At 39.8% G+C, this 22,233-nt stretch carries 21 protein-coding genes and 1 pseudogene; 17 read left to right on the plus strand and 5 right to left on the minus strand.

What is annotated here, in order from left to right:
• The first annotated feature begins 70 nt into the window (after window positions 1–70).
• From dinG to I6F53_RS10255, 6 genes and pseudogenes are all read left to right on the plus strand, one after another.
• Complete coding sequence (dinG, locus tag I6F53_RS10230; RefSeq protein ID WP_166420266.1) at window positions 71–2,146, plus strand: ATP-dependent DNA helicase DinG; 2,076 nt, start codon at window positions 71–73, stop codon at window positions 2,144–2,146.
• Window positions 2,146–2,922, plus strand: a complete 777-nt coding sequence (locus I6F53_RS10235) for a sulfite exporter TauE/SafE family protein (protein ID WP_166420265.1) — start codon at window positions 2,146–2,148, stop codon at window positions 2,920–2,922. Before dinG ends, I6F53_RS10235 begins: the two co-directional genes overlap by 1 nt.
• Window position 2,923: 1 nt before the next feature.
• Window positions 2,924–3,532 (plus strand): primosomal replication protein, encoded by a 609-nt coding sequence (locus I6F53_RS10240; protein WP_165740536.1) that lies wholly within the window; start codon window positions 2,924–2,926, stop codon window positions 3,530–3,532.
• A gap of 13 nt (window positions 3,533–3,545) precedes the next feature.
• Window positions 3,546–4,439 (plus strand): annotated as a pseudogene (locus I6F53_RS10245) (histone deacetylase family protein).
• A gap of 53 nt (window positions 4,440–4,492) precedes the next feature.
• Complete coding sequence (locus tag I6F53_RS10250; protein ID WP_166420264.1) at window positions 4,493–4,774, plus strand: late competence development ComFB family protein; 282 nt, start codon at window positions 4,493–4,495, stop codon at window positions 4,772–4,774.
• Window positions 4,758–4,910, plus strand: a complete 153-nt coding sequence (locus I6F53_RS10255; protein ID WP_166420263.1) for a DUF2496 domain-containing protein — start codon at window positions 4,758–4,760, stop codon at window positions 4,908–4,910. The genes I6F53_RS10250 and I6F53_RS10255 overlap by 17 nt, the downstream gene beginning before the upstream one ends.
• 2 nt (window positions 4,911–4,912) lie before the next feature.
• Here the strand turns inward: I6F53_RS10255 and I6F53_RS10260 are convergent, their stop codons facing one another.
• Window positions 4,913–5,440 (minus strand): sel1 repeat family protein, encoded by a 528-nt coding sequence (locus I6F53_RS10260; RefSeq protein ID WP_166420262.1) that lies wholly within the window; start codon window positions 5,438–5,440, stop codon window positions 4,913–4,915.
• A gap of 105 nt (window positions 5,441–5,545) precedes the next feature.
• On the opposite strand from I6F53_RS10260, the gene I6F53_RS10265 reads away from it, so the two are divergent.
• A complete protein-coding gene (locus I6F53_RS10265; protein ID WP_166420261.1) occupies window positions 5,546–6,430 on the plus strand; it encodes a DMT family transporter in 885 nt (294 codons plus the stop codon).
• 29 nt (window positions 6,431–6,459) lie between these two features.
• Here the strand turns inward: I6F53_RS10265 and I6F53_RS10270 are convergent, their stop codons facing one another.
• Window positions 6,460–7,458, minus strand: a complete 999-nt coding sequence (locus I6F53_RS10270; protein ID WP_166420260.1) for a cupin domain-containing protein — start codon at window positions 7,456–7,458, stop codon at window positions 6,460–6,462.
• 18 nt (window positions 7,459–7,476) lie between these two features.
• On the minus strand, window positions 7,477–8,217 hold the full coding sequence (locus I6F53_RS10275; RefSeq protein WP_165740532.1) for an SDR family NAD(P)-dependent oxidoreductase: 741 nt from the start codon (window positions 8,215–8,217) through the stop codon (window positions 7,477–7,479).
• 129 nt (window positions 8,218–8,346) lie between these two features.
• Between I6F53_RS10275 and hisD the strand changes: the two genes are divergently transcribed.
• The 5 genes from hisD to I6F53_RS10300 are packed head-to-tail and all read left to right on the plus strand — an operon-like array spanning window position 8,347 to window position 13,135.
• Window positions 8,347–9,621 (plus strand): histidinol dehydrogenase, encoded by a 1,275-nt coding sequence (hisD, locus tag I6F53_RS10280; protein WP_197239449.1) that lies wholly within the window; start codon window positions 8,347–8,349, stop codon window positions 9,619–9,621.
• Window positions 9,622–9,625: 4 nt separating this feature from the next.
• Complete coding sequence (locus I6F53_RS10285; protein ID WP_149591888.1) at window positions 9,626–10,633, plus strand: LacI family DNA-binding transcriptional regulator; 1,008 nt, start codon at window positions 9,626–9,628, stop codon at window positions 10,631–10,633.
• Between the two features lie 14 nt (window positions 10,634–10,647).
• Window positions 10,648–11,349 (plus strand): alpha/beta fold hydrolase, encoded by a 702-nt coding sequence (locus tag I6F53_RS10290; RefSeq protein ID WP_197160226.1) that lies wholly within the window; start codon window positions 10,648–10,650, stop codon window positions 11,347–11,349.
• Window positions 11,346–12,116: an HpcH/HpaI aldolase family protein gene (locus I6F53_RS10295; protein WP_197119512.1), complete on the plus strand. Its 771-nt coding sequence runs from the start codon at window positions 11,346–11,348 to the stop codon at window positions 12,114–12,116. Before I6F53_RS10290 ends, I6F53_RS10295 begins: the two co-directional genes overlap by 4 nt.
• Window positions 12,113–13,135, plus strand: a complete 1,023-nt coding sequence (locus I6F53_RS10300; RefSeq protein ID WP_197239451.1) for an ester cyclase — start codon at window positions 12,113–12,115, stop codon at window positions 13,133–13,135. Before I6F53_RS10295 ends, I6F53_RS10300 begins: the two co-directional genes overlap by 4 nt.
• A 62-nt stretch (window positions 13,136–13,197) precedes the next feature.
• Here I6F53_RS10300 and I6F53_RS10305 read toward each other — a convergent pair whose 3' ends face one another.
• Window positions 13,198–14,211, minus strand: a complete 1,014-nt coding sequence (locus tag I6F53_RS10305) for a nuclear transport factor 2 family protein (protein WP_197160224.1) — start codon at window positions 14,209–14,211, stop codon at window positions 13,198–13,200.
• Between the two features lie 238 nt (window positions 14,212–14,449).
• On the opposite strand from I6F53_RS10305, the gene I6F53_RS10310 reads away from it, so the two are divergent.
• The 5 genes from I6F53_RS10310 to I6F53_RS10330 all read left to right on the plus strand — a co-directional run bounded on the left by I6F53_RS10310 (window position 14,450) and on the right by I6F53_RS10330 (window position 19,423).
• Entirely contained in the window at window positions 14,450–16,060 is a 1,611-nt protein-coding gene (locus I6F53_RS10310) for a sodium:solute symporter family transporter (RefSeq protein WP_197239452.1), read from the plus strand.
• 10 nt (window positions 16,061–16,070) lie between these two features.
• Window positions 16,071–17,036 (plus strand): nuclear transport factor 2 family protein, encoded by a 966-nt coding sequence (locus I6F53_RS10315; RefSeq protein ID WP_197239453.1) that lies wholly within the window; start codon window positions 16,071–16,073, stop codon window positions 17,034–17,036.
• Window positions 17,037–17,045: 9 nt separating this feature from the next.
• The gene (locus I6F53_RS10320; RefSeq protein ID WP_197239454.1) at window positions 17,046–18,149 is read left to right on the plus strand and encodes a nuclear transport factor 2 family protein; all 1,104 of its coding nucleotides are present in this window, start codon (window positions 17,046–17,048) and stop codon (window positions 18,147–18,149) included.
• The gene (locus tag I6F53_RS10325) at window positions 18,146–19,000 is read left to right on the plus strand and encodes a nuclear transport factor 2 family protein (protein WP_197239456.1); all 855 of its coding nucleotides are present in this window, start codon (window positions 18,146–18,148) and stop codon (window positions 18,998–19,000) included. The genes I6F53_RS10320 and I6F53_RS10325 overlap by 4 nt, the downstream gene beginning before the upstream one ends.
• Window positions 19,001–19,105: 105 nt before the next feature.
• A complete protein-coding gene (locus I6F53_RS10330) occupies window positions 19,106–19,423 on the plus strand; it encodes a hypothetical protein (protein ID WP_197239457.1) in 318 nt (105 codons plus the stop codon).
• A gap of 78 nt (window positions 19,424–19,501) precedes the next feature.
• Here I6F53_RS10330 and I6F53_RS10335 read toward each other — a convergent pair whose 3' ends face one another.
• Window positions 19,502–21,907, minus strand: a complete 2,406-nt coding sequence (locus I6F53_RS10335; protein ID WP_197239458.1) for a TonB-dependent receptor — start codon at window positions 21,905–21,907, stop codon at window positions 19,502–19,504.
• Window positions 21,908–22,233: the final 326 nt, after the last annotated feature.

Below are 22,233 nucleotides of genomic sequence, written 5' to 3' on the forward strand. Positions count from 1 at the left end.
GTAGTTACACTCTTATAACTCTAAAATCCATAGCACTGTAATTATATACATACTTTAGGTAAATCATCCCATGCTTTCTGACTCACTAAAAAAAACAATTAGGCAAGTACACCAGCATGTGGCTAGTAACCTAAACGATTATCGCCCTCGCAGCAGCCAAAATTACCTTGTAGCCGAAATAGCAAAAACACTTGCAGGCGAATATCACAAAAAACAACGCATATGTGTTATTGAAGCAGGCACAGGTACCGGTAAGTCTCTTGCCTATTGTTTAGGCGCATTACCGCTTGCCTTAGCGCAAAAAAAGAAGCTAGTTATTTCTACCGCAACCGTTGCACTGCAAGAACAATTAATAGCAAAAGAACTGCCATTTTTTAAAAAGCATTCAGGCCTCGACTTTAAATTTGATTTGGTAAAAGGTCGCCATCGTTACATTTGTGCTCATAAATTACATAACGCGGTTAATGGCGATAGCCAAACACAAATGGATTTTATGCCAACGCTTACTTCACCACTGAGCGCAATGGAAACCAAATGTTTAAATGAGTTATATAACGCTTACGTAAATAAAAAATGGCAAGGCGATAGAGACAGCTGGGCTGACACAGTACCCGACAGAGTGTGGAACTTAATAGCCTGCGATAAGCATTCTTGCCAACGCCAAATGAAAGCACACCAAACGTGCCCGTTTCAGCTTGCTCGTAATCAATTAATGCAAATGGATGTGCTAGTAATTAATCACTCATTACTACTTGCTGATTTAGACTTAGGCGGTGGTAAAATTTTACCAGAACCCGACAATACCATTTATGTTATTGATGAAGCGCATCATTTAGCGCACATCACACGCGACTTTTCATCAGCTGCTGCCACAATTAAAGGCACGATAGAATGGCTTGATAAGCTCACCAAGTTTAGCGGGAAAATGGCTAAAATTTTAGTGGGGCAAAGAGCTATTGGACAAAACTTTAAACTTTGCGACAGCATTAATGACGCTAATAAAGATTTAAAAGTAGTGCGCGATATTCTTGATAATGCCGATTTTGAGTATTCAAAAGACGATACTTATCGTTTTGAACACGGTGAAATTCCAAAATCATTGCACAGTAAAGCAAAAGACATAAGCGAAGCCACGCAAGATGCGCTGCGCTGTTTAAACAAAATGCACGACACCCTTACCCAAGATGTTAGCGATGGCGACATAAAACCTTACGTTGCCGACCCAATACTAGGCGAAAGCGGGCAATACATAAACCGCTTAGAGCAGCTAAACAAACTATGGTTTAGTTATGCTAAAAAAGGTGAAGGTGCTCCGCATGCACGATGGATAAAACGCCTTGAATACAAAAGCCATCACGATCACTTATTAAGCGACTGCCCTATTGAAGTGGGTTACTACCTAAAAGATAAATTATGGCGCGAATGCGCAGGCGCTGTTTTGTGCTCTGCCACATTAAGTGCACTCGGCTCGTTCGATCACTTTGCTTACGAAACAGGGCTTGCTAAAGAAGAAGGCGTTAAATTTATTAAAGTACCTTCTCCTTTTGATTATCCCAAACAAGCCACTTTACGTATTCCGGTATCTAAAGTAGAACCTACCGATAAAGACTTTAGTGATCACCTAGCTAAAACTTTACCAGAGTACCTAAATGATAAAAAAGCGAACCTTGTATTGTTCGCTTCTTACTGGCAAATGGACCATGTAACAAAGTTTCTTAGAACAAAAGGTTTTAACTTATTAGTACAAGGTGAAATGTCGCGAGAAGCGTTGCTTAAATTACACACTAAAAATGTAGACGAAGGCAAAGGCAGTATTTTATTTGGAACACAAAGCCTTTCAGAAGGCCTTGATTTACCAGGAAAATATTTAGAGAACTTAATAATTACTAAAATCCCGTTTGCTGTACCTACTTCGCCTATAGAAGAAGCGCAAGCAGAATTTGTACAAAGCAAAGGCGGCAACCCGTTTTTAACGATTACCGTGCCAGACGCCGCGAAGAAATTGGTACAAAGCTGTGGTAGACTGCTGCGAAAAGAGAGTGATGAAGGCTGTATTACTATTCTCGATAGACGCTTAGTTACTAAGCGATACGGTAAAGCCATGCTCGACACCCTACCACCTTTTAAAAGACAAATAGATTATTAATGTTTGAACTCGCACTCGATCCAACTACCTGGGCTGTTTTATGTGCTGTTGCACTTGCCGCAGGTTTTATAGACGCTATCGCCGGTGGCGGTGGCATGTTAACTGTGCCCGCTTTATTAACTGCTGGCTTACCTCCACATTTAACATTAGGCACCAATAAACTAGCTGCAAGTTTTGGCTCCCTAACAGCAAGCTATACCTATTATAAAAAGAACTTATTTAGTCCAAAGTTTTGGGCTGCCTCCGTTATTGCAACCGCAATAGGTGCATTGATAGGGACTGTTATTGTTGACCATTTAAGTATCGACTTTTTAAACAAGCTACTGCCTATTATTATTATTTTAGTTGCCGCTTATAGCTTATTTGGTAATTTAAGTACTACCGAAGGTGATGAACTCCCTAAACTCAACAAAGCGATGAAAGTAAAACAGTGGCTGCAGGGTTTAACATTAGGCTTTTTTGATGGTTTAGCAGGCCCAGGTACAGGTACTTTTTGGACAGCCTCCAATGGCATGCTTTATAAAATGAACTTGCTACTCAATTGTGGCTTAGCGCGTTCAATGAACTTTGTTTCTAACTTTATATCTTTAATTACCTTTGTAGCACTCGGCCATGTAAATTTTTTACTTGGTATAACAATGGGCTTTTTTATTATGCTAGGCGCATGGTTTGGCGCGCATTCGGCAATACGCTTTGGTAGTAAATTTATTCGCCCTGTATTTAATACTATGGTTATACTTTTAGCATTAAAACTAATTTACGAGGCTTACTTTTAATATGCATTCAATGGCTTTAGATAAACTACGCCAACAAGTTGCAACGCTAAAACAACAAGCTGAGCAATTTGATAAAGCTAAACTGTTTTCTAAAAACCGTTATATGCAGGCGCAACCGAGCTTGTTTGACCGCGCAGTTTTTAGTACAAAAAGCATGAACCTAGCCGATTACGTAATAGAAATTGAAGACGAAGTGTCACGATTACCGCCAAGCGAGCATCGTCATGCTTATACCTACGCACTTGAACGCATTGGCGCACAAGTACAAGCCGTGTTTAATGTTATTAAATCAACGCCTATTTGGGTTAAAGAAAACAAAAGCCATTATAAACCTCGTCCTAAGCAAACTGTTTATAAGCACGCTGTACAAAAAATAATGCAATCATCGCACGAGCTTTATGACGAATTAAAACAAAACCATGAGTTTGAACGTCGGTTAGTGCTCATGATTGAAGAGCGTAAAATGCAAATGGATAAAGCCTCGCCTGCTAAAGCACAAAAGCTTAACCTTGAAATATTAAGCACACATGCTCGGTTAGGTCGCTGCAGAAAAGCAATTTCTGCCACTGAGGACAAAATACAACAAGTAGAAAAACAACAACTGCGTTAAGGCGCACTTTACTATGCAGCTTTATTATCACCCATTGTATTCAGACCTTATACTGCCAGAACGTCATCGCTTTCCTATTCAAAAGTATCAGCTACTTAAAACCGAAATAGAAAGCCTCGGTGTTTTGGCAAGTGCTTTTCAAGAACCTAAAAAAGCAACCGCATCTAAACTTGCGCTATGTCATAACCAACGTTATATAGATGACTTTTTAGCTGGCGGGTTAAGCGATAAAGCAATTAAAAAGATGGGATTTCCCTATTCGCAGCAACTTGTAGAGCGTACTCTTTTATCAATTGGCGGGAGTATTCAAGCAGCTGAAGCGGCTTTTAGTCACGATCTAACCTTTAACTTGAGCGGTGGTTATCATCACGCCTATAGCGATTTTGGCAGTGGCTTTTGTATTTTTAATGATTTAGCTATTGCCGCTGCACATTTAATAGATACCGATCAAGCTGACACTGTTTTAATTTTTGATTGCGACGTACACTAAGGCGATGGCACAGCGCAAATCACTCAAAAAAATGACCAAATTATTACCTGCTCAATTCATTGTGAACAAAACTTCCCACGTAATAAACAACAGTCTACTTACGATTTTGCATTACCCGCTAAAACAACCGACACTGAATACCTTGCTACAGTAAGCCAAGCACTCGATTTTTGCGTGCGCATTCATAACCCTGATATTATTTTGTATAACGCTGGGGCTGATATTTATACTAAAGACGAGTTAGGCTTGTTTGATGTATCACTGGATGGCGTATATAAGCGCGACTTTTTTGTTCTCAACTTTTGTAAGCAACAACAAATCCCATTAATGTGCGCCCTAGGCGGAGGTTATCAGCGTAATTTAAGTGAGCTAATTAACGTTCATAAACAACTCTTTAAAGCCGCTATCGATTTATAGCAAGCCTTAGTATAGACTCAGTTAAACGGATTATTTTTTAAAGCGGTGGGAATATGCGATTACACGAAGACATACACAACTATTACGAAAAAATTGTAGTCGAAGAAGTTATCAAACTTAAACTTGACGAAAAATATGATGAAGACGTAATGGCTGACTTTTGCTGTACAGTACTAAACCAGCTCCCACCACGATACATTCGCTATGATGTTGATATGGCATTTTATTTACCACAATCAGAACGCATACATATGGAACAACGCGTGCAAACAGCTATAAACGTTGCCATAAGCCAAATATCAAAAAAGAAAGAGTTAAATGACAAACCCACTTGATCAAGCCCCTACACATATTAAACTTGCAGTAGATTTAATAATGATTTTAGAGCAACACGATGTTGCTCCAGAAGAAATACTCAAAGCACTTGAAATAGTTAAAAGCGACTTTGAAAAGAAGCTAGAAAAGCTATAACTCTATTCTATTATTTGTATTTCGTGCTCGGTAACGATACCTTCGTGCTTAGTGCAATCAATTTTAACTTCACCAAATGTACGCCTAGGCGAAGTTGAACGACGACAGGTCATATTTTGTGCCTTAACGCCAAATTGCGTTATATACACCGCAACTGTTTCATCTATTAGTTGTTTTTGTTGCGTAGTCGCTGCACTGTAAAATGCATCGTATTGCGCAGACCAATTTTCAACCCCCGCTTCCTTTGCAACGCCTAGCCAGCCCATCCCTAGTTTAGTAGATTGCTCCAAGTATTGGCCTTTTAAAAACATAAACGCCAACGTGTACTGTGCGCTTTTATAGCCTAGCCCAGCAGGCTCTTTTAAATAATTGAAAGCGGCCTCAAACTGCCCTTTTCGATACGCTTTAATACCATTATATTCATTCTTTTTCATGGTGGTATCACTGTAAAGGTTGATTGGGCTAGAGTTACATCCACCCAACAAAGTGATAAATACCATAGAAGCTGCAGCTACGGAGAACTTTTTCATTCTTGTCCTTAATTTATTATTTTTATATGCCAGTTCCGAATATGGCTTACAGTGTTTATAAACCCTGCTATTCTAAAGCCCAATATGCATAATTAAAATACTATCATGACCTTAGCAAGCTTACTGCGATTATTTTTTCTGGCCGCTATTTGGGGCGCATCATTTTTATTTATGCGAATGGCAGCTAACAGCTTGGGGCCTGCAGTATTAATTGAGTTTAGAGTTGGCTTTGCCGCAGTTACTTTATTTATTGTTGCCTTATACTTAAAGCGCCGTTTAGCCTTTATTGAACACAAAAAACACTTTTTTATTATAGGCGCGTTTAATTCAGCTTTGCCGTTTTTATTTTTTGCCTATGCAGCACAAACTATAAGCGCTTCTACTTTATCAATTTTAAATTCAACAACCCCTATTTGGGGCGCAGTAGTAGGTATTTTATGGACAAAAACAAAGCCGACCAAAAGTATGGTGCTTGGTTTATTGCTTGGCTTGATAGGTGTTGCAATACTTGTTGGGCAAAATCACTTTGTATTAAATAGCCAATCAATCATAGCCATAGTAGCAGCATTAAGCGCTTCACTTTGCTATGCCATTGCATCGCATTACACTAAAAATGCGCCCAAATTGGCCCCATTCGATAACGCTCATGGCTCAATGTGGGCGTCGAGTTTTATGGTATTGCCACTTATTTTATTTATGCCAATACGTGAAGTTCCAACCACCAACGTTATGCTAGGTGTATTAGTACTGGGCGTTGTATGTACCGCGCTTGCGTATATATTATTTTTTAAACTTATTGACGATATAGGCCCAACTTCAGCACTCACTGTCACCTTTTTAATTCCATTATTTGGCATATTTTGGGGGCATTTATTTTTAGATGAGCAAATAGGGCCAAATACATTACTAGGCGCACTATTTGTAATTGTAGGCACTATGCTGGTTACTGGTTTTTTACCACGAAAAAGGCACTTAGCTAAAACAAGCTAAGTGCCTTAAATTACATATGGCATTAAAGTTTAAATAAATTGCGGATCTTTTGGCGAATCATTCCTGCGAGTAATATACACAATACAATCATTTTTCGCTTCATTACTAAACGCTCGGCTATGCTCAATAGGAACTGAAAATGTATCTCCTTGAGTAAGCGTTAATACTTCATCGCCTAAATCAATGGTTAAGCTACCTTGATGAACAAAAATAACCTCTTCTTCAAAACGAATGTGTTTTGCTATTTTTGCATTTGGTTGGAGTTTTAACGCTGATATATTAAATCCATGTGGCCAATTTAGTTGTGTTTGAATAGGCGTATCGGCATTTAAATTACCCACTAGCGGTGCTTCGTAAACACCTTCGAATTGGCTTAGGTAAGAGTGCTTGTTCCAATTAAAATCACTTGCTCTGACCACTGTTTGCGCAAGCTCTTCGTCTGTTATTATTCGGTGCTGCGCTATTTGTTCGCTGCTAGTAACAGCCATTGGACTAACCCCATCAGGGGCTTTTTCATTGAGCGTTGTATCTACTAAACTGCCATTTTCAAGTAAAATAAGGCCAAACTCTTTTGCCATATCAAATACTTGTGGAGCCCAAAGTACTCTACCCGGATCGTCACTGCCAAGCACTGCATATAAGTAGCCAATACCATTACCTACGTTTTCGAATCCTCTAAAAATATCTAAAGGAATCGAAATAATATCACCTTCGTTTAAAATTACCTTAGCGTCTTTACCGTCTACACCGGTATAAAATGCCCATGTGCCACTGTGTACAACAAATATTTCTTCGGTTAAGTGGCTATGCTGCGAGTTTAAGCACCCAGCAGGTTGGCGAGCGCCACCAATATTAAACCCATGTGGTATAGAAATATGCACATGCTGATTAGGGTTTTCTGCAACACCTGGACCTATAATAGTAAAATTTTCTTTTTGATCACTACCAGGCGAACGCGTATCAATAAAGGCGTTCTTACACGGAATTAAATCATCGTATCGTACTAAGCGATCTGCAAATAAACTCATTATTCTCTCCTAAATTAATTACTGAGCGGTCCAGCCGCCATCAATTTTTATACTTGTTCCTGTGATCATTGCAGACAACTCACTAAGCAAAAATACACAAGCATTTGCAACATCATCCGTTTGGGCAATTTTTTTCATTGGGATCATGTCATAAACAAACTTTTTGAAGTCGGGATTTTCAAGCATTGGCTTTGTCATTGGCGTTTCAACAAACGTAGGGGCAACCGTGTTTACACGTACATTTTGTGTTGCTAGTTCAACAGCAAGTGCCTTGGTGAGCCCCTCTACCGCATGCTTACTCATGCAATACAAAGTGCGATTAGGTGAGCCTACAAAACCCATTTGAGATGACATGTTAACCACAGCACCGGCACCAGAGTTAATTAAAGCTGGTAATGCTGCTTGGCTTATTCGATAAACACTACGAATATTCATCGAAATTACATCATCAATATTGTCATCTGTTTGCTCAAGCATTGGCGCAACACGGTTAATACCTGCGTTGTTAAGTAAACCGTCTAACTTAGTAAGCCCTCGTAAACGCTCATAAAAAGCATCACTGTTTATATCAAGCGGCCAGATTTCTATTTGCGAAGGAGCATATTCCTTGAGCTGCTCCAAATCGTGTTTTGTACGCGCCACAGCAATTATATTTGCACCCGCATCTACACACTTTTGTACGCACGATTTACCAATGCCTTTACCCGCACCCGTTATCAAAATGGTTTTACCAAGTAAAAGAGTTTTATCAAATCCCATTTGTTCACCTAAATTCTATATTGCATTCGAAGTCATTATTAATTAGAGTACCCACAGATGCAAGACATTATTTAACCAGTACGTCTCATCAACAGTGTATAAAACAACTAGTCACTAAGGATATAAACAATGATAAAGCATTTAAAAAAAGGTCAACCAATTGACTCAAAACAAAAACAAAATCAATCAGTAAGAGATATTGTAGAAAATATTTTAGCGCGTGTTGAATCTGAAGGTGATGCAGCAATTCGTGAATATTCTGAAAAATTTGACAAGTGGACTCCGAAGTCTTTCAGGCTATCTAGTGATGAAATTAAAGCGTGTTATGCACAACTTGATGATCAATTAATCGAAGATATTAAATGGGCGCAAAGCCAAGTCCGCAATTTTGCTCAAATTCAACGTGACTCAATGAAAGACGTTGAAGTAGAAACACTACCTGGCGTTACACTTGGCCATAAACACATAGCAATGGAGAGCGTAGGTTGTTACGTACCAGGTGGGAAATATCCACTACTAGCCTCTGCACACATGAGTGTATTAACGGCTAAAGTAGCCGGTGTTAAACGTGTTATCGCCATGGCTCCACCTTTTAATGGCAAGCCATCACCAGAAATTGTGGTTGCAATGGATATGGCCGGCGCAGATGAAATTTACTGCCTCGGTGGTGTACAAGCCGTGGCTGCAATGGCTATTGGAACGCAAACTATTGCTCCAGTAGATATGATTGTAGGCCCGGGTAACGCCTTTGTAGCCGAGGCTAAACGACAGTTATTTGGCCGAGTTGGTATTGATTTATTTGCAGGCCCTACCGAAACACTCGTTATTGCTGATGACAGTGTAGATGGCGAACTATGTGCAGCCGACCTATTAGGCCAAGCAGAGCACGGCCCTACGTCTCCCGCTATTTTACTGACTAACTCTGAGCAATTAGCTATTGATACAATGGCTGAAGTAGAGAGACAACTTACCATATTACCTACAGCTGATATTGCAGGTGTGGCATGGAAGGATCATGGTGAAGTTATTGTATGTGATACCTATGAGGAGATGATCGAAGTTGCTAACGATCTTGCATTTGAACACGTACAAATTATGACTCGCAATACCGACTACTTCAAAGAAAACATGCAAAACTTTGGAGCCTTGTTTTTAGGTCCGCAAACTAACGTTTCTTATGGCGATAAATGTATTGGTACAAACCATACACTACCCACAGGTAAAGCAGCGCGTTATACTGGTGGGCTATGGGTAGGAAAATTCATAAAAACATGTACTTTCCAACGAGTAACAGAAGAAGCCTCGGTTGTTGTTGGTGAGTATTGTTCACGTTTATGTGCTGCAGAAGGGTTCGCTGGCCACAAAGAACAAGCAGACATACGAGTAAGACGATATAGGAAATAAATCATTGTCAAAGCAAAAACGAGTCACCTCATATGATGTAGCCCGCGAAGCGGGTGTATCACAATCGGCGGTATCGCGTGTATTTAGACCCGGATTTAGCGTGTCTAAAAAAACCCGCGAAAAGGTAGTCGCAACAGCCAATGAAATGGGCTATCGCCCTAATGCCATTGCCCGTATGTTGATCACTAAACAGTCTGGTATGGTCGCGGTTATTTTATCATCGCGAGCAAACTTGAACTACCCTGAGGTACTCTCTGAGCTTAACAAAGAGCTAGCACTTAACAATAAACGAGTGCTGCTCTTTACTCTTGATGACGCAGACGAATTAGATGAATTACTCGAAAACATTTGGACCTTTCAGGTTGATGGCGTAATTGCTCTAGCGGCTCACTTTGATAGTAAAAGCCTGGATTTATTTGCTAAACACAGCACACCTATTGTGCTTTATAACCGTAATGTGCCTGAATCGAATGCAAACACAGTTTGCTGCAATCACGATAAAGGCATTAAACAGCTAATTGATTTATTACACCAATCTAACCATAAGTCGTATTTAATTATTGCCGGCCCAGATGACTCCGATGTAGCCAACGAGCGCCGTGAAATAGCTCAAAATTATTTACACACTTTAGGTATCCAAAATACGCCTGTTATTTATGGTGATTATGGCTATAAATCAGCACGAAGTGCATTAGAAGATTGGTTAAAAACAAACACCCTACCCGATGCTATTATTTGCAGTAACGATGTAATGGCCATTGGCGTAATTGATGAAATCAAACAAAACTTAAACTTAAGCGTACCCGACGATGTGTCGGTGGTAGGGTTTGATGGTATTAGTGCTGCGTCTTGGTACAACTATCAAATAACCACAATACAACAACCTATGAAACAGTTAACAAAAGCTGCTGTAGACATACTCATGGAACGTATTGAAAACCCTCAAGCCGCTGCTGAAGCACGAGTTTTTACCGGTTCATTAATTACAGGGAACTCTATTAAAACACGCTAAATTAAGGAATTTTTGTGGCCAAAAATCCTGTTTATATTTTACCTGGTACTATGTGTAACCACCGTATGTTTGAAGCGCAAATAGTTGCCCTTCAAAATGCGGGTTATACCCCTCACGTTATTCCATTTACTGAACAAACAAGCATTGAAAAAATGGCTGAGCTTACTAAAACCATAGCCCTAAAGCCTGCTCCTTTTATTGGTTTTTCAATGGGTGGGATTGTTGCTCTTGCACTTTTAAAATCAAACCCTGAGCTTATACAGTCGCTGTGTTTAATATCAAGTAATAGCCTAGCCGACAAACTCGAACGCCCGGCTATTAGGCAAAAACAAATTGAGCAAGCACACGCTACAGGCGTAGAAAGCGTACTTAAGCTCGACTTTTTACCGCATTATTTCCACCAGCCAAATATAAAGCACAGTGAACTTGCATTAAAAATGGCAAATGAGCTTGGCTTTAACGCTTTTAGTGCACAATTAAATGCCCTTGCAACACGCGAAGACACCCTAAACGTTATTAAGAAAACCAATAAAAAATTACTATTTGTTGGTGGTGAACGTGACGTTTTATGTCCAAGCACTATTCAAAAAACAATGCATAATGCCTGCCCTAATAGCGATCTTATTTTATTAGGCAATTGTGGACATTTCGTCCCGCTTGAAAGAAGTAACACCCTAAACGCACTACTCTTAGATTGGTTGGAGTCTATTAAATGAATTTAAAACAAAAGTTAAATGCTCAACAATTGCTATTAGGCACATTTATAAAAAGTACTCATTATCATAATACCGAAGTACTTTCTCACACTAATCTCGATGTTTTGTGTTTAGATGCAGAGCATGCTCCGTTTGATCGCGGCGATTTAGATAGTTGCATTATGGCAGCCCGTACTAAAAACATGCCGACCCTTATTCGCGTAAGTAATACCGATCACGCCACTATACTTAGCAGTTTAGATATCGGTGCTGACGGCTTAGTACTACCTCACATTAAAACGCCAGAGCAAGCAAAAGCGATTATTAAAAACTGCTTTTATGGCAACAACGGTAGGGGTTACGCAGGTTCAAGCCGCTTTGCAGGCTATACCACACATGCATTAACCGATAACTTAGCAGCCAACAAATCATCTACCTGCATTATTGCTCAAATAGAAGATGCCGATGCGCTTGAGAACATCGATGAATTATGCCAAATAGACGAAATTGACTGTATTTTTATAGGCCGAATGGACTTAACTATTTCCCTCGGTGAAACTAATCCAAGCGCTCCTATTGTTATTGATGCCGTTACTAAGATAGCTAACGCAGCGGCAAAATATAATAAATGCTGTGGCATGTTTGTTGGTAATTTAAGTGAGCTCAGTCATTGGCAATCGTTAGGCGTAAGTTTTTATCTATTAGGCTCTGATCATAGCTTTTTACTAAGTGGTGCTAAGCAATTACGTGCAGACTTTGAATCAGCTACAAGTGAATCAAAAATATGAGTATCCATAACAAAAATAAAGAGTTAATTAAAAACTTCAGAAGCGCACTTTATAACTTTGATATAAATTTGCTCAAAAAAGAAGTCACAAACTTATTTACTGATGACGCATTAATACAACTTTGCTACCCGTTTGAAACACTCGCAAATCCTAATGCACTTATTGAGCAAGCCTATTTACCCCTTAGCAAAGCATTTGTTGGCCTTGAACGCCGCGATACCATTGTAATGGCAGGTAGCTCTATAAACGACTCTGATTGGGTTGGCTGCTGTGGATACTATACCGGCTCATTCGAAAAACCATGGCTAGGCATTCCACCCACAGGGCATCAAGTGAGTATGCGTTTTCATGAGTTTTACCGGATTAAAAATAGCAAAGTGGTTGAAGTACAAGCTATTTGGGATATTCCCGAAGTAATGATGCAAGCAAACGTATGGCCACTGTCTCCGAGCTTAGGCAAAGAGTGGCATGTGCCAGGGCCTGCTACACAAGATGGGTTAATCACCCGTCCTTATAATAGCGAACAAGCTGCGCAAAGTTTAAAGCTTGTGGGCGATATGTGTGAGCATCTTGGATTTTATGCTGAAGGTGGCATTAAAGCCATGAAACTAGAGCACTTTTGGCATCCGCATTGTAGCTGGTATGGGCCAAGTACAATAGGCACTGCACGCGGTGTAAAAGGCTTTAGAAATTGGCATCAAATTCCCTTTTTAAATGCCCTACCCAACCGGGTTGGCGATGCAAGTAAAGGCTATTTATTTGCCGATGAAAACTACGTAGGGTTTACTGCATGGCCTGGTATGAGCATGACAATTAGTAACGATGGTTGGTTAGGTATTGCGCCCGCAAATCAGCAAATAACCATGCGTAGTCTCGACTTTTGGCGAGTCGAGAATAACTTAATTCGCGAAAACTGGGTGCTGATAGATATGCTTGATGTGTACAATCAAATTGGAGTTGATGTATTAGCTCGTATGAAAGAACTAACTAAAGCGCACTATTTAAACTTTGCGCCCTAACAATTAAAGCCGTATAAATAAAAAAGCTCTGTAAAACAGAGCTTTTTTATAGCTTAAACAGGCTACGCCCCCGGATTAGCAATACTTTGTGTGCGTTTTAAAATATCTAAGCCTTGTTGTTTTAACCAATACGGTAAGTCAATAATTACCCAGTTTTCAACTAGCTTATCACCTTCACGATGATATACATCAACCACGCGCATATCAGCAGGAGTATTAGCTCCAGGTAAACCTAAAAAGCCACCAATGGCGGTATTTGTTAAGTTTGGCCAACCAAAAAAGCATGCATATTCATCCTCAGCAAACCGGCAAATATGGCCATTAAATACTTTACCCGTTAACCCTTCTCTAAACGGATACATATGTTGTTGCTGATAACGCTCAATTGTATATGTAGCACCAATACCCGCAGGGCCATACCAAACCATGTTTTCATCCCATGTTTTTGCAAGCACTTCGGGTGGGCAGGTATTTATACCGCTTTGATTAAGCGCGGTTAGGTTATCAATCATCTGATTAACCAAGTTCATTGTGCGCGTACTTTGCTCATCGCTCCCTTCACCTAAACGAACTCCATCGTGGGTACGTGGCCCAGGATAAGTAAAGTATTGCCCGGTAGAGAGCGGTAATGGGTTTAAACCTACTTGTAGCATCACCCCAATAATATCGACAAAAAAACCAGTTTGAATAATTTTACCGTCTTTAACACAGTTAAACTCAGCGTAGCGAATTGTCGCCAATTTATGAGAAGGTGCAATACCTAACCAGTCACGATCAAAGAGGCCCATAAAGTGGCCCATACTCATTACCCACTCGCCACCATCGGCTTCACTTTGCCCTGCAATAAAAATATCTTCACGGCGCTGAAGAGCTTTAAAAGAATGAAATAAAGGCTGCCAAACATGTTCAATTACATCATTAGCATTATTTAATTCATTAAACGGATGCACACCTTTAAAGCTGTAATTATCTGCCAAGTATTCTTTAAATACAGCATTTAAATCATTACCTTGTGTTTTTTCTAATGCAGCATGAAACTGACGAACCAACTGCTTATTATTAATTATTTCTGCCATGATGTTCCCTTGTTGTTTGCGCAATCAAATTAACACTCTTAAACCGCAAATAAATATGCATTGCTAAAATGTATTCTATTTAAAGAGTAATTAAAAGCCTGTAAATACTAAGTTATAAATCGATTTAAAATAATACTAATGACAATTGACTTCGAAGTCAAAGTGATTCATGATGATTCAAAATAAAAAGTATAAATAGGCTAATTAGCCCGTAATACCTAATCTAACAGGATTAATTATGAATGATTTTGGATTATTGAATTGGAGTATTCTCATCGGGTACATTATTGCTAACCTCATACTTGGGTTTGTAATAAGTAAAAAGGTGAGCAGTGCTAATGATTTTTATATTGGCCGAAAAAATACACCTTGGTGGGCTATTGGTATATCGGTAGTGGCAACCTATGTTAGTGCGCTTACATTTTTAGGTGCGCCAGCGTGGTCATACAAAGAGGGTTTATCGGTTATTGCCATACACTTAAACTACCCACTCGTTATTGTGGCTGTTGTGTGTTTGTTTTTTCCGTTTTTTTACAATGCAGGTGTCGCCTCAATATACGAATACCAAGAGCGTCGTTTTGGTAAAAAAGCGCGGATTTTAATCTCCACAATTTGGCTTATTTCACAAACGATGGGGTCAGCCGCTGTACTCTATGCAACCTCTTTAGTACTTGCCTTTATTGTAGATATTAACGTTATTACTGCTATATTTTTAGTCACTATTATCGCACTAATATATACCATGCTAGGAGGTATAACTGCCGTAATATGGACCGATGTTATTCAGTCGGCAATATTATTTTTTGGTGCCGGCATTATTATGTATGCACTTATTACCTCGATGGATGGCTCGTTTAGCTCAACACTTACTGAGTTAAAAGCACAAGGTAAGTTAGACCCTCTTAATTTCTCGTTCGACTTCACGCAAGTAACCACCGTTTGGTCTGGCGTGCTAGCTATGTCGCTTTATCACATCACTGTTTACGGTACTAACCAAATGATGGTGCAGCGTACGCTTGCAGCTAAAAACATTGGTGATGCTAAAAAGTCGTACTTACTAATGGGCTTTATTGCATTCTTTATTTACCTGTTTTTTATATTTATGGGCGTGTTGTTTTACAGCTATTACGGCGGCCGTACATTTGAAAACGACAACTTAATTATTTTACAGTTTGCATCCGACTATGGTCTACCAGGATTAATGGGAATAATAGCGGCAGCCGTTATGGCCGCTTCTATGTCGAGCCTCGATTCAGCGCTTAACTCACTCTCTACAATTAGTACTATCGACTTTTATAAAAAGTATTTTGCACCAGATGAAAACGACGCACATTACTTAGGTGCAACACGCTTATTTACCCTTGGCTGGGCAATAATCATCATTGTACCCGCCATTATGTATCACCTTTACAGTGAAGGCTCAATTTTAGAAATACTCACCAAGGTAGGCTCATACTTTGTAGGTGCTCAATTAGGCATGTTTGCACTAGGGTTTTTCTCTAAGCACACCACCGAAAAAGGCCTACTTATTGGCACATTAGTATCGTTTGTAACCGTTGCAATATGCGCCCTTTACACCGATATAGCATGGCCTTGGTATTGTGCAATTGGTGCCCTAACGTGTGTTGTATTTAGTATTACGTTGAGTATCGCTTTTGATGGTTTTCAAGAGGAATACAACGAGTACACCATTAAAGGTCAGCTAAAAATGTTTAAAGAACAAAACCGCCCTGAAAAAGAAAATGGTTGGTATTTAGTTCCAGGTAAATTTGACTCAATAAACTACTGGTTACTCGGCTTTTTTGTAGTGAGCTTCGCGTCTCTCATGTTATTTGAACATTTTGTATAAGGTGAAATAAATGAATATTTTAGAACAACTTTTTGAAAACTTCAGCGCTGCAAAATTACCAAATCAAGCATTGCTTGCTGATACCGTTCAATGGCAGGTAAGCCACCCTTTTGAACCAATTACATCTAAACAAAATGTAATTAATAATTACTTTGAAGTGCTTAAAAACTCATTACCCGATATAGAGCGTAAACCCTTTATTTCTATTGAGGGCGACTACAAAGGCGAGCAATGGATATGCGCAACAGGTTACTTTACTGGCAAATTCACAAAACCGTTATTAGGTATTCCAGCAAGCGGTAAAAGTATTTTTATCCGCTATAGCGAAATGGCTCAAATAGAAAACAATAAAGTAGTTAACGTTTATACCTTTTTAGATTTAATCGATGTAATGAACCAAGTGGGTGTAAATCCACTGCGTCCAAGCTTAGGTTACCCGGGTTTAATAATGCCCCCCACTACACTTGATGGTGTGCCTGCTAAAGCTAAAACCGACGAACTAAGTAAAGCCAACGAACAGCTCGTAATTGATATGCTTACTGAGCTTGGCCGTTACGATGGTAAAGACCTGTACAGCATTAATTTAGAAAAATATTGGCACCCAGATTTTATTTGGTATGGCCCAGCCGGTATAGGAACAACCCGAGGTATTAGTGGTTTTAGAGAACACCACCAAGCTCCATTTTTAAAAGGATTCCCTGATCGTGGGATCAATAAAACACTCTGCCTAGTAAGCCACGACAATTTTGTAGCCACCGGTGGCTGGCCGCATATGTACGGTACTCATACAGGGGATGACTGGCTAGGTTTACCTGCATCGGGTAATAAGCTGTTTCCGCGTGTTATGGACTTTTGGCGCTGCGAAAACGGAATTTTAAAAGAAAACTGGGTCGCTATCGATATTCCTCATTTATTAGAGGGAATGGGTATTGATATTTTTGAGCAAATGCAAAATAAAATCACTGCAGCAAACTAAGAGGTATTTATGAGCACACAAAACACAATTACCCAGCCTTACTGGCTGCCTTTATCTAGCGTATTAAACCCGCAAAGTAAAAAGCAGCAAGCGCTTATCGGGTTTGACGAAGAGTTTGTTGATATTGTTGATTACATTTTACGTATTACGCACCGCATTTGGGAGCAAAAAAACATTGGTTTATGTTACCGCTATTACGCTGATGTATGCCCTGTTTTCACACTTGGCGCTTATAGCGAAAATATTGAAGATGTTATTCAAGGCACACTTAAAACCATTGCCGCATTCCCTGATAGAAGCCTAATTGGCGAAAATGTTATTTTTTCAGAAGACGGCAACGAGCATTACTACTCATCACACTTAATTAGCAGTGTAATGAGTAATACCGGTAACTCAGAATTTGGCCTTGCTACAAATAAAACAGGCCGAGTAACCACCATTGCCGACTGCGTTTGTTTTGAAAATAAAATAGTAAAAGAATGGCTAGTACGCGACAACGGCTTTTTAGTTAAACAACTTGGCCTAAGTATTATTAATGTAGCTAAGCACATGGCCAAAGTACCAAGTAAAGAAAAACATACCCTATGGCTTAATGAAGAGTTTACCCGAGTACAAGCAATTGATCACCGCACGCCAAGCACTCCAATTTTAGACGGTGAACTGGCCGCATTTGCGCATAACTGGCTAGATACATTATTTAACCAAAAGCAATTTGCCAAAATACACGAGTTTTATAACTTAACGGCCACACAACAATGGCCAAGCGGCAGAATGGCAACCGGCCTTGCACAAATAAATGGCATATTTATACAATTTTTTGCTAATTGCCCTGATGCCAAGCTAACCGTCGATCACTTAGCAATTACCCCCTTTGATGAGAGCACTACAGATGTAGCAATTCGCTGGTCACTTGCGGGGCATTTTAACCCACAAAGCGATGAACTAAGTGAGCTAAAAAGTCTTCCTTATTTTGTGTTAGGCGTCTCGCACTTACGCATCAAAAATCAAAAAATCATTGAAGAAGTCACCGTTTTTGACGAAGTTGCGCTACTCGCAAACTTATTTAGAGCACACGCATTAAATAGCCAAACAGAATTGGAGGTAAATGCATGATCAACGCAATTATCGATTTATACACCAAAGCAGATATTAAAACTATTTCAGGTAAATTGCTGCGCAGTAGCCGCTGGCAGCAACATCACTTTACCGCCATGGGTTCATTGCAAGCACAGCCGCTATGGCTTGATTTTTTAGCGCAATATGGTGTATCAGAATTAATATCTAAAACGCACAGTAAAGGCCAGGAACTTGAGACTTTACAGTTGGTATTGCAACCAAAAAAATTGCTAAAACCAGTAAGACTTTCATTTGTTATAAAGCACAATAATACCTTCATAAAATCAGTAAAATGTGTTGTTGATACGCTCTTATTGGCTAACAACGAATTTGCAAATGGTGAGAGCAATAATACGCTGGTGATCCCTAAGTTACCTAAAAGCGACCCTATTATGGTTAGCGATTTAGACAACCACCTGCACCCGACTACCTTTCATGCAACGCCCAGCGACATTTGTGAATTACCAACGCAAACTGCCGAAACATTAAATAATTGGTGGCAAATTTGGCAGCTTAATAACTTAGCTAATTTTGAAAGTGTTTATGCTAAAAATGCAGACGTTATTCTTGCTGGCAGTAACGAAACACAATCAAAAGATGCACTGTTAAATTGCCATTTAGCGCTTTCACAAAGCCTAAGCAGACGCTACGCTCAACTAGAAACCGTACAGTTTGACAGCGCCTCAAATCAAGCAACAATTTGCTGGACACTCGATGGTACTTTTAATGCCAAAAACGTACGCGTTCGCCAACAAATACTCACCGTTATTACATTTACTAACACTCTAATATCAAGCGAAGTTATGCAATTTGACACCCTCGCGTTAAATCAGCAATTCGCACTGTAAACACTTATTACTTCACTTCAAGCGCTCACTGAGCGCTTTTTTTGTTTATAATTTCAACTTTTTTAGGTACATTAAACCTTAAATTAAAATAATTAATGACAATAAATGAAGTACCTCAGTATAGGCATCGTTTTACTCTTAACTGGCTGCCAAGCTACCCCTACATTATGTGAAGTAGAACCCAACGCGTTTTTGTGTGACTCAAGTAGTTATAATGTAGCGACGGTAAATGCATTAACCACATTCGAATCAAGAGCTGGCAGAAAAGCATTCGCACTAGGGAAAACCGAAAATGGTGGCGAGTTTTATGGTTTTTCAGAGGGTTACAGCTCACAATCTAAAGCAAATACAAGAGCCCTAGATGAATGTAAAAAAAGACTCGCTAAATATGATACTAATGCTCAATGCGAGCTAATTCGCTAACTTTTTTAAATAAAAAAGCCAGCTAATAAATTTATTAGCTGGCTAAAAGTTATGGTCATTTGACCATTTTAGGAAACCTTAAAACTGATATTTTAAGCTCGCGCCCCACGTACGCGGGTTGCTCCAGTTTGCTTGTACTGAGTTAGCTGGCAAACCATCAACAATTTGTGAATGCACCACGCCACGCGTTAATATGGCTTTGTCGCCAATATTTTTAACATAAGCCTCAATTTGTACGCTGTCGTTTATAAACCAAGTTAGGCGTGCATCAGCCATTAAATGCGCATCTACTCTTACCTCTGGAATATTCGTATCAAACGCGTAGTAATCGTCTAAGTAATTCATTTGAATATACGGTACTAAGTACGAGTCGCCCCCTAAACTAAATTCATAACGCGCCGAAAGCCCCATGCTGTACTCTGGCGCCATTGCAGGTCGCCAGCCTTCAAAACTAAATTGGCTTGAATTATCGTTTATATCTTGGCGGCCACCTTGGTTACCAAGTGCTAGCAACGGGCGAAGTTGCTCGTTACCCACAGCGTAACCATCAGCAAATTCGCTATCCAATAACGATAACGTACCGGTAAGCGTTAAATTCTCAATTGGTACCCATTGAAGGTCGGCTTCAAGGCCTTTTGTTTCTACGTCACCGCCATTTTCGTAATACTCAAATGTTGTGGCTGTACCTGCAGACACACACTCTAAAACGGTATCACCCGTTGTTGTATCGTTACATGACGTTGCAAACAACTGTGCTTTTACGTCTTCGTACTTATTCATAAATACCGACACATTTAAACGCATTGCACCATCTAGCAAATAGCTCTTCATACCCATTTCGTACGAAATAACATCTTCGTTATCATAAAGTGGGTCTGCACCACGTGCTACCACGCGCGAATCGTTTGCACCACCCGTTCTATAACCCGTGGCTACGCTTGCATACACCATTATGTCTTTGTTTATGTCGTACTCTGCAGCCGCTTTATATAACATTGCAGAATCATCCCAATCGGGAATGGTATCACCAGTAAACGTTTTATCGTCTTGGTTAACACGCAAGCCACCTACAACACGTAAGTCTTCACTAATTTGATAACGTAACTGCCCATACGCTGCGATAGATTTAGCCGTATGCGGGTCGTAATCTGGATTCCCCCACGAAGGCACAACAACAGAGTCTGAAACACCGTCGCCTGTTGTATCTGCATGCGATAACCAGCTCCAATCTGCTTCTTGGTCAAAGTAATAAAGTCCACCAATCCACGAAAAATCAGAATCATCATTATTTGACGCAAACTGTAACTCAGACGATAGAGTTTTTTGATCGTCCACTCGCCCAAAACCACCTACAAAATCAATACCGCCATCGCTATAGTCGTTGTCGTAGTATTGCTTGCCGTTAAGGGTTGAATAGTTAGTCGTCCACTTAATATCAGCAAAATCGGTATACCACTCAAGTGCTACTGTTGTCGAAAAGCTCTCTTGTTTATCAAGCGAAAAGCTATTGCGATAAACATCATATGGACCAAGATCTTCGTGCTGTGCATCACTTGGCTGATAAATATGCCCAGCTGTAATTGTAGGGTTAGGATCAAATATACCGGAGCCAGGTGACGTTTCGCTTATTTGGTAACCCGCAATTTGCTGATAGCCCCAAATAGCTTCTGAGTTTGAGTTTTTACGCGAGTAGTCAAAACGTACCGTTGCGTTAAACTTATCGTTTGGTTGCCACTTAGTGACATTACGCATATAAAACTGATTTTTTTCGCGTAAATCATCCGAAGGTCCTGGAATCACTAAATTATTGATATAGCCATCATGGCGATCAGAGGCCACTACAAAACGAGTCGCAATTGTATCGCTTACAGGAATATTTATAATACCCTCGTAAGCACTGCGGTTATAACTCCCTGTTTCAACTTTTATACTCCCCAGTAAATCGTCAAAAACAGGTTGATTAGTAATTATATTAATACTGCCAGCAAAGGTGTTACGCCCGTATAGAGTACCTTGTGGGCCACGCAGCACTTCTATGCGCTGCACATCCACCAATGCTCCTAAACCAGATGAGGTAGTAGGTACGTAAATGCCATCTTGAAATATGCCTACAATTTGCTCGGCAATACCGGTGCCTGCTACACCCACCTCATTAGTACGTGCGCCGCGCATGGCAGGACGAACCTCACCACCAGATGATCCCATACGTAAACCCGGTACAACCTGCTCAAGACCCGTAACATCAATAATACCGGCACGGGCAATATCAGCCTCCCCGAGAGCAGTGATTGATGATGATACTTCCTGTAGATCTTGTGAGCGACGGTTTGCAGTAACGGCTATGCGTTCAATCGCTGGTTCTTTAATTTGCTGCTGAGTTTTTGTTGATGTTGCTTCTTCGGCGCTGTGAGCATTCATTGTGGTTGCTGCAATAGCAGTTGTTACAGCAAAATGAACGAGAGTCCGTGTAAATTTAGCTTTCATTATAATTATTCTCCCGAGTTTAAAACGTGTCTACTTCTCCCCAACTCTACATTTTCAATTATTACAGTAAACAAATTGTATCAATTGAAAATGCATTGATACAAAATAGACTTCGAAGTCAAAAAGATCAACAACTTTCTGACCAATAATTAACCTTAATTATTAAAAACAATAAATAACAACAGCTTAAAATTAAGATAATCATGATTTCGAAATCTAAAAAATAAAAAGGCCAGCAATACAATATTGCTGGCCTTTTAAATAATATCCAATTTTATTAATAACTTAACTTCAGCTAAACCCTAGCTGAGTATGAAGCAGTTAAA

The sequence above is a fragment of the Pseudoalteromonas sp. SWN29 genome, from assembly GCF_015864465.1.
Taxonomy (GTDB): Bacteria; Pseudomonadota; Gammaproteobacteria; order Enterobacterales; family Alteromonadaceae; genus Pseudoalteromonas.

Bases quoted from the DNA above. Each gene is read 5' to 3' on its own strand.
- I6F53_RS10320 (WP_197239454.1), top strand. From the start codon at position 17,046: ATGAGCACACAAAACACAATTACCCAGCCTTACTGGCTGCCTTTATCT.
- I6F53_RS10240 (WP_165740536.1), top strand. From the start codon at position 2,924: ATGCATTCAATGGCTTTAGATAAACTACGCCAACAAGTTGCAACGCTA.
- I6F53_RS10250 (WP_166420264.1), top strand. From the start codon at position 4,493: ATGCGATTACACGAAGACATACACAACTATTACGAAAAAATTGTAGTC.
- I6F53_RS10335 (WP_197239458.1), bottom strand. From the start codon at position 21,907: ATGAAAGCTAAATTTACACGGACTCTCGTTCATTTTGCTGTAACAACT.
- I6F53_RS10270 (WP_166420260.1), bottom strand. From the start codon at position 7,458: ATGAGTTTATTTGCAGATCGCTTAGTACGATACGATGATTTAATTCCG.
- I6F53_RS10315 (WP_197239453.1), top strand. From the start codon at position 16,071: ATGAATATTTTAGAACAACTTTTTGAAAACTTCAGCGCTGCAAAATTA.
- I6F53_RS10295 (WP_197119512.1), top strand. From the start codon at position 11,346: ATGAATTTAAAACAAAAGTTAAATGCTCAACAATTGCTATTAGGCACA.
- I6F53_RS10275 (WP_165740532.1), bottom strand. From the start codon at position 8,217: ATGGGATTTGATAAAACTCTTTTACTTGGTAAAACCATTTTGATAACG.
- I6F53_RS10325 (WP_197239456.1), top strand. From the start codon at position 18,146: ATGATCAACGCAATTATCGATTTATACACCAAAGCAGATATTAAAACT.
- I6F53_RS10310 (WP_197239452.1), top strand. From the start codon at position 14,450: ATGAATGATTTTGGATTATTGAATTGGAGTATTCTCATCGGGTACATT.
- I6F53_RS10300 (WP_197239451.1), top strand. From the start codon at position 12,113: ATGAGTATCCATAACAAAAATAAAGAGTTAATTAAAAACTTCAGAAGC.
- I6F53_RS10235 (WP_166420265.1), top strand. From the start codon at position 2,146: ATGTTTGAACTCGCACTCGATCCAACTACCTGGGCTGTTTTATGTGCT.
- I6F53_RS10260 (WP_166420262.1), bottom strand. From the start codon at position 5,440: ATGAAAAAGTTCTCCGTAGCTGCAGCTTCTATGGTATTTATCACTTTG.
- I6F53_RS10305 (WP_197160224.1), bottom strand. From the start codon at position 14,211: ATGGCAGAAATAATTAATAATAAGCAGTTGGTTCGTCAGTTTCATGCT.
- I6F53_RS10265 (WP_166420261.1), top strand. From the start codon at position 5,546: ATGACCTTAGCAAGCTTACTGCGATTATTTTTTCTGGCCGCTATTTGG.
- hisD (WP_197239449.1), top strand. From the start codon at position 8,347: ATGATAAAGCATTTAAAAAAAGGTCAACCAATTGACTCAAAACAAAAA.
- I6F53_RS10255 (WP_166420263.1), top strand. From the start codon at position 4,758: ATGACAAACCCACTTGATCAAGCCCCTACACATATTAAACTTGCAGTA.
- I6F53_RS10330 (WP_197239457.1), top strand. From the start codon at position 19,106: ATGAAGTACCTCAGTATAGGCATCGTTTTACTCTTAACTGGCTGCCAA.
- dinG (WP_166420266.1), top strand. From the start codon at position 71: ATGCTTTCTGACTCACTAAAAAAAACAATTAGGCAAGTACACCAGCAT.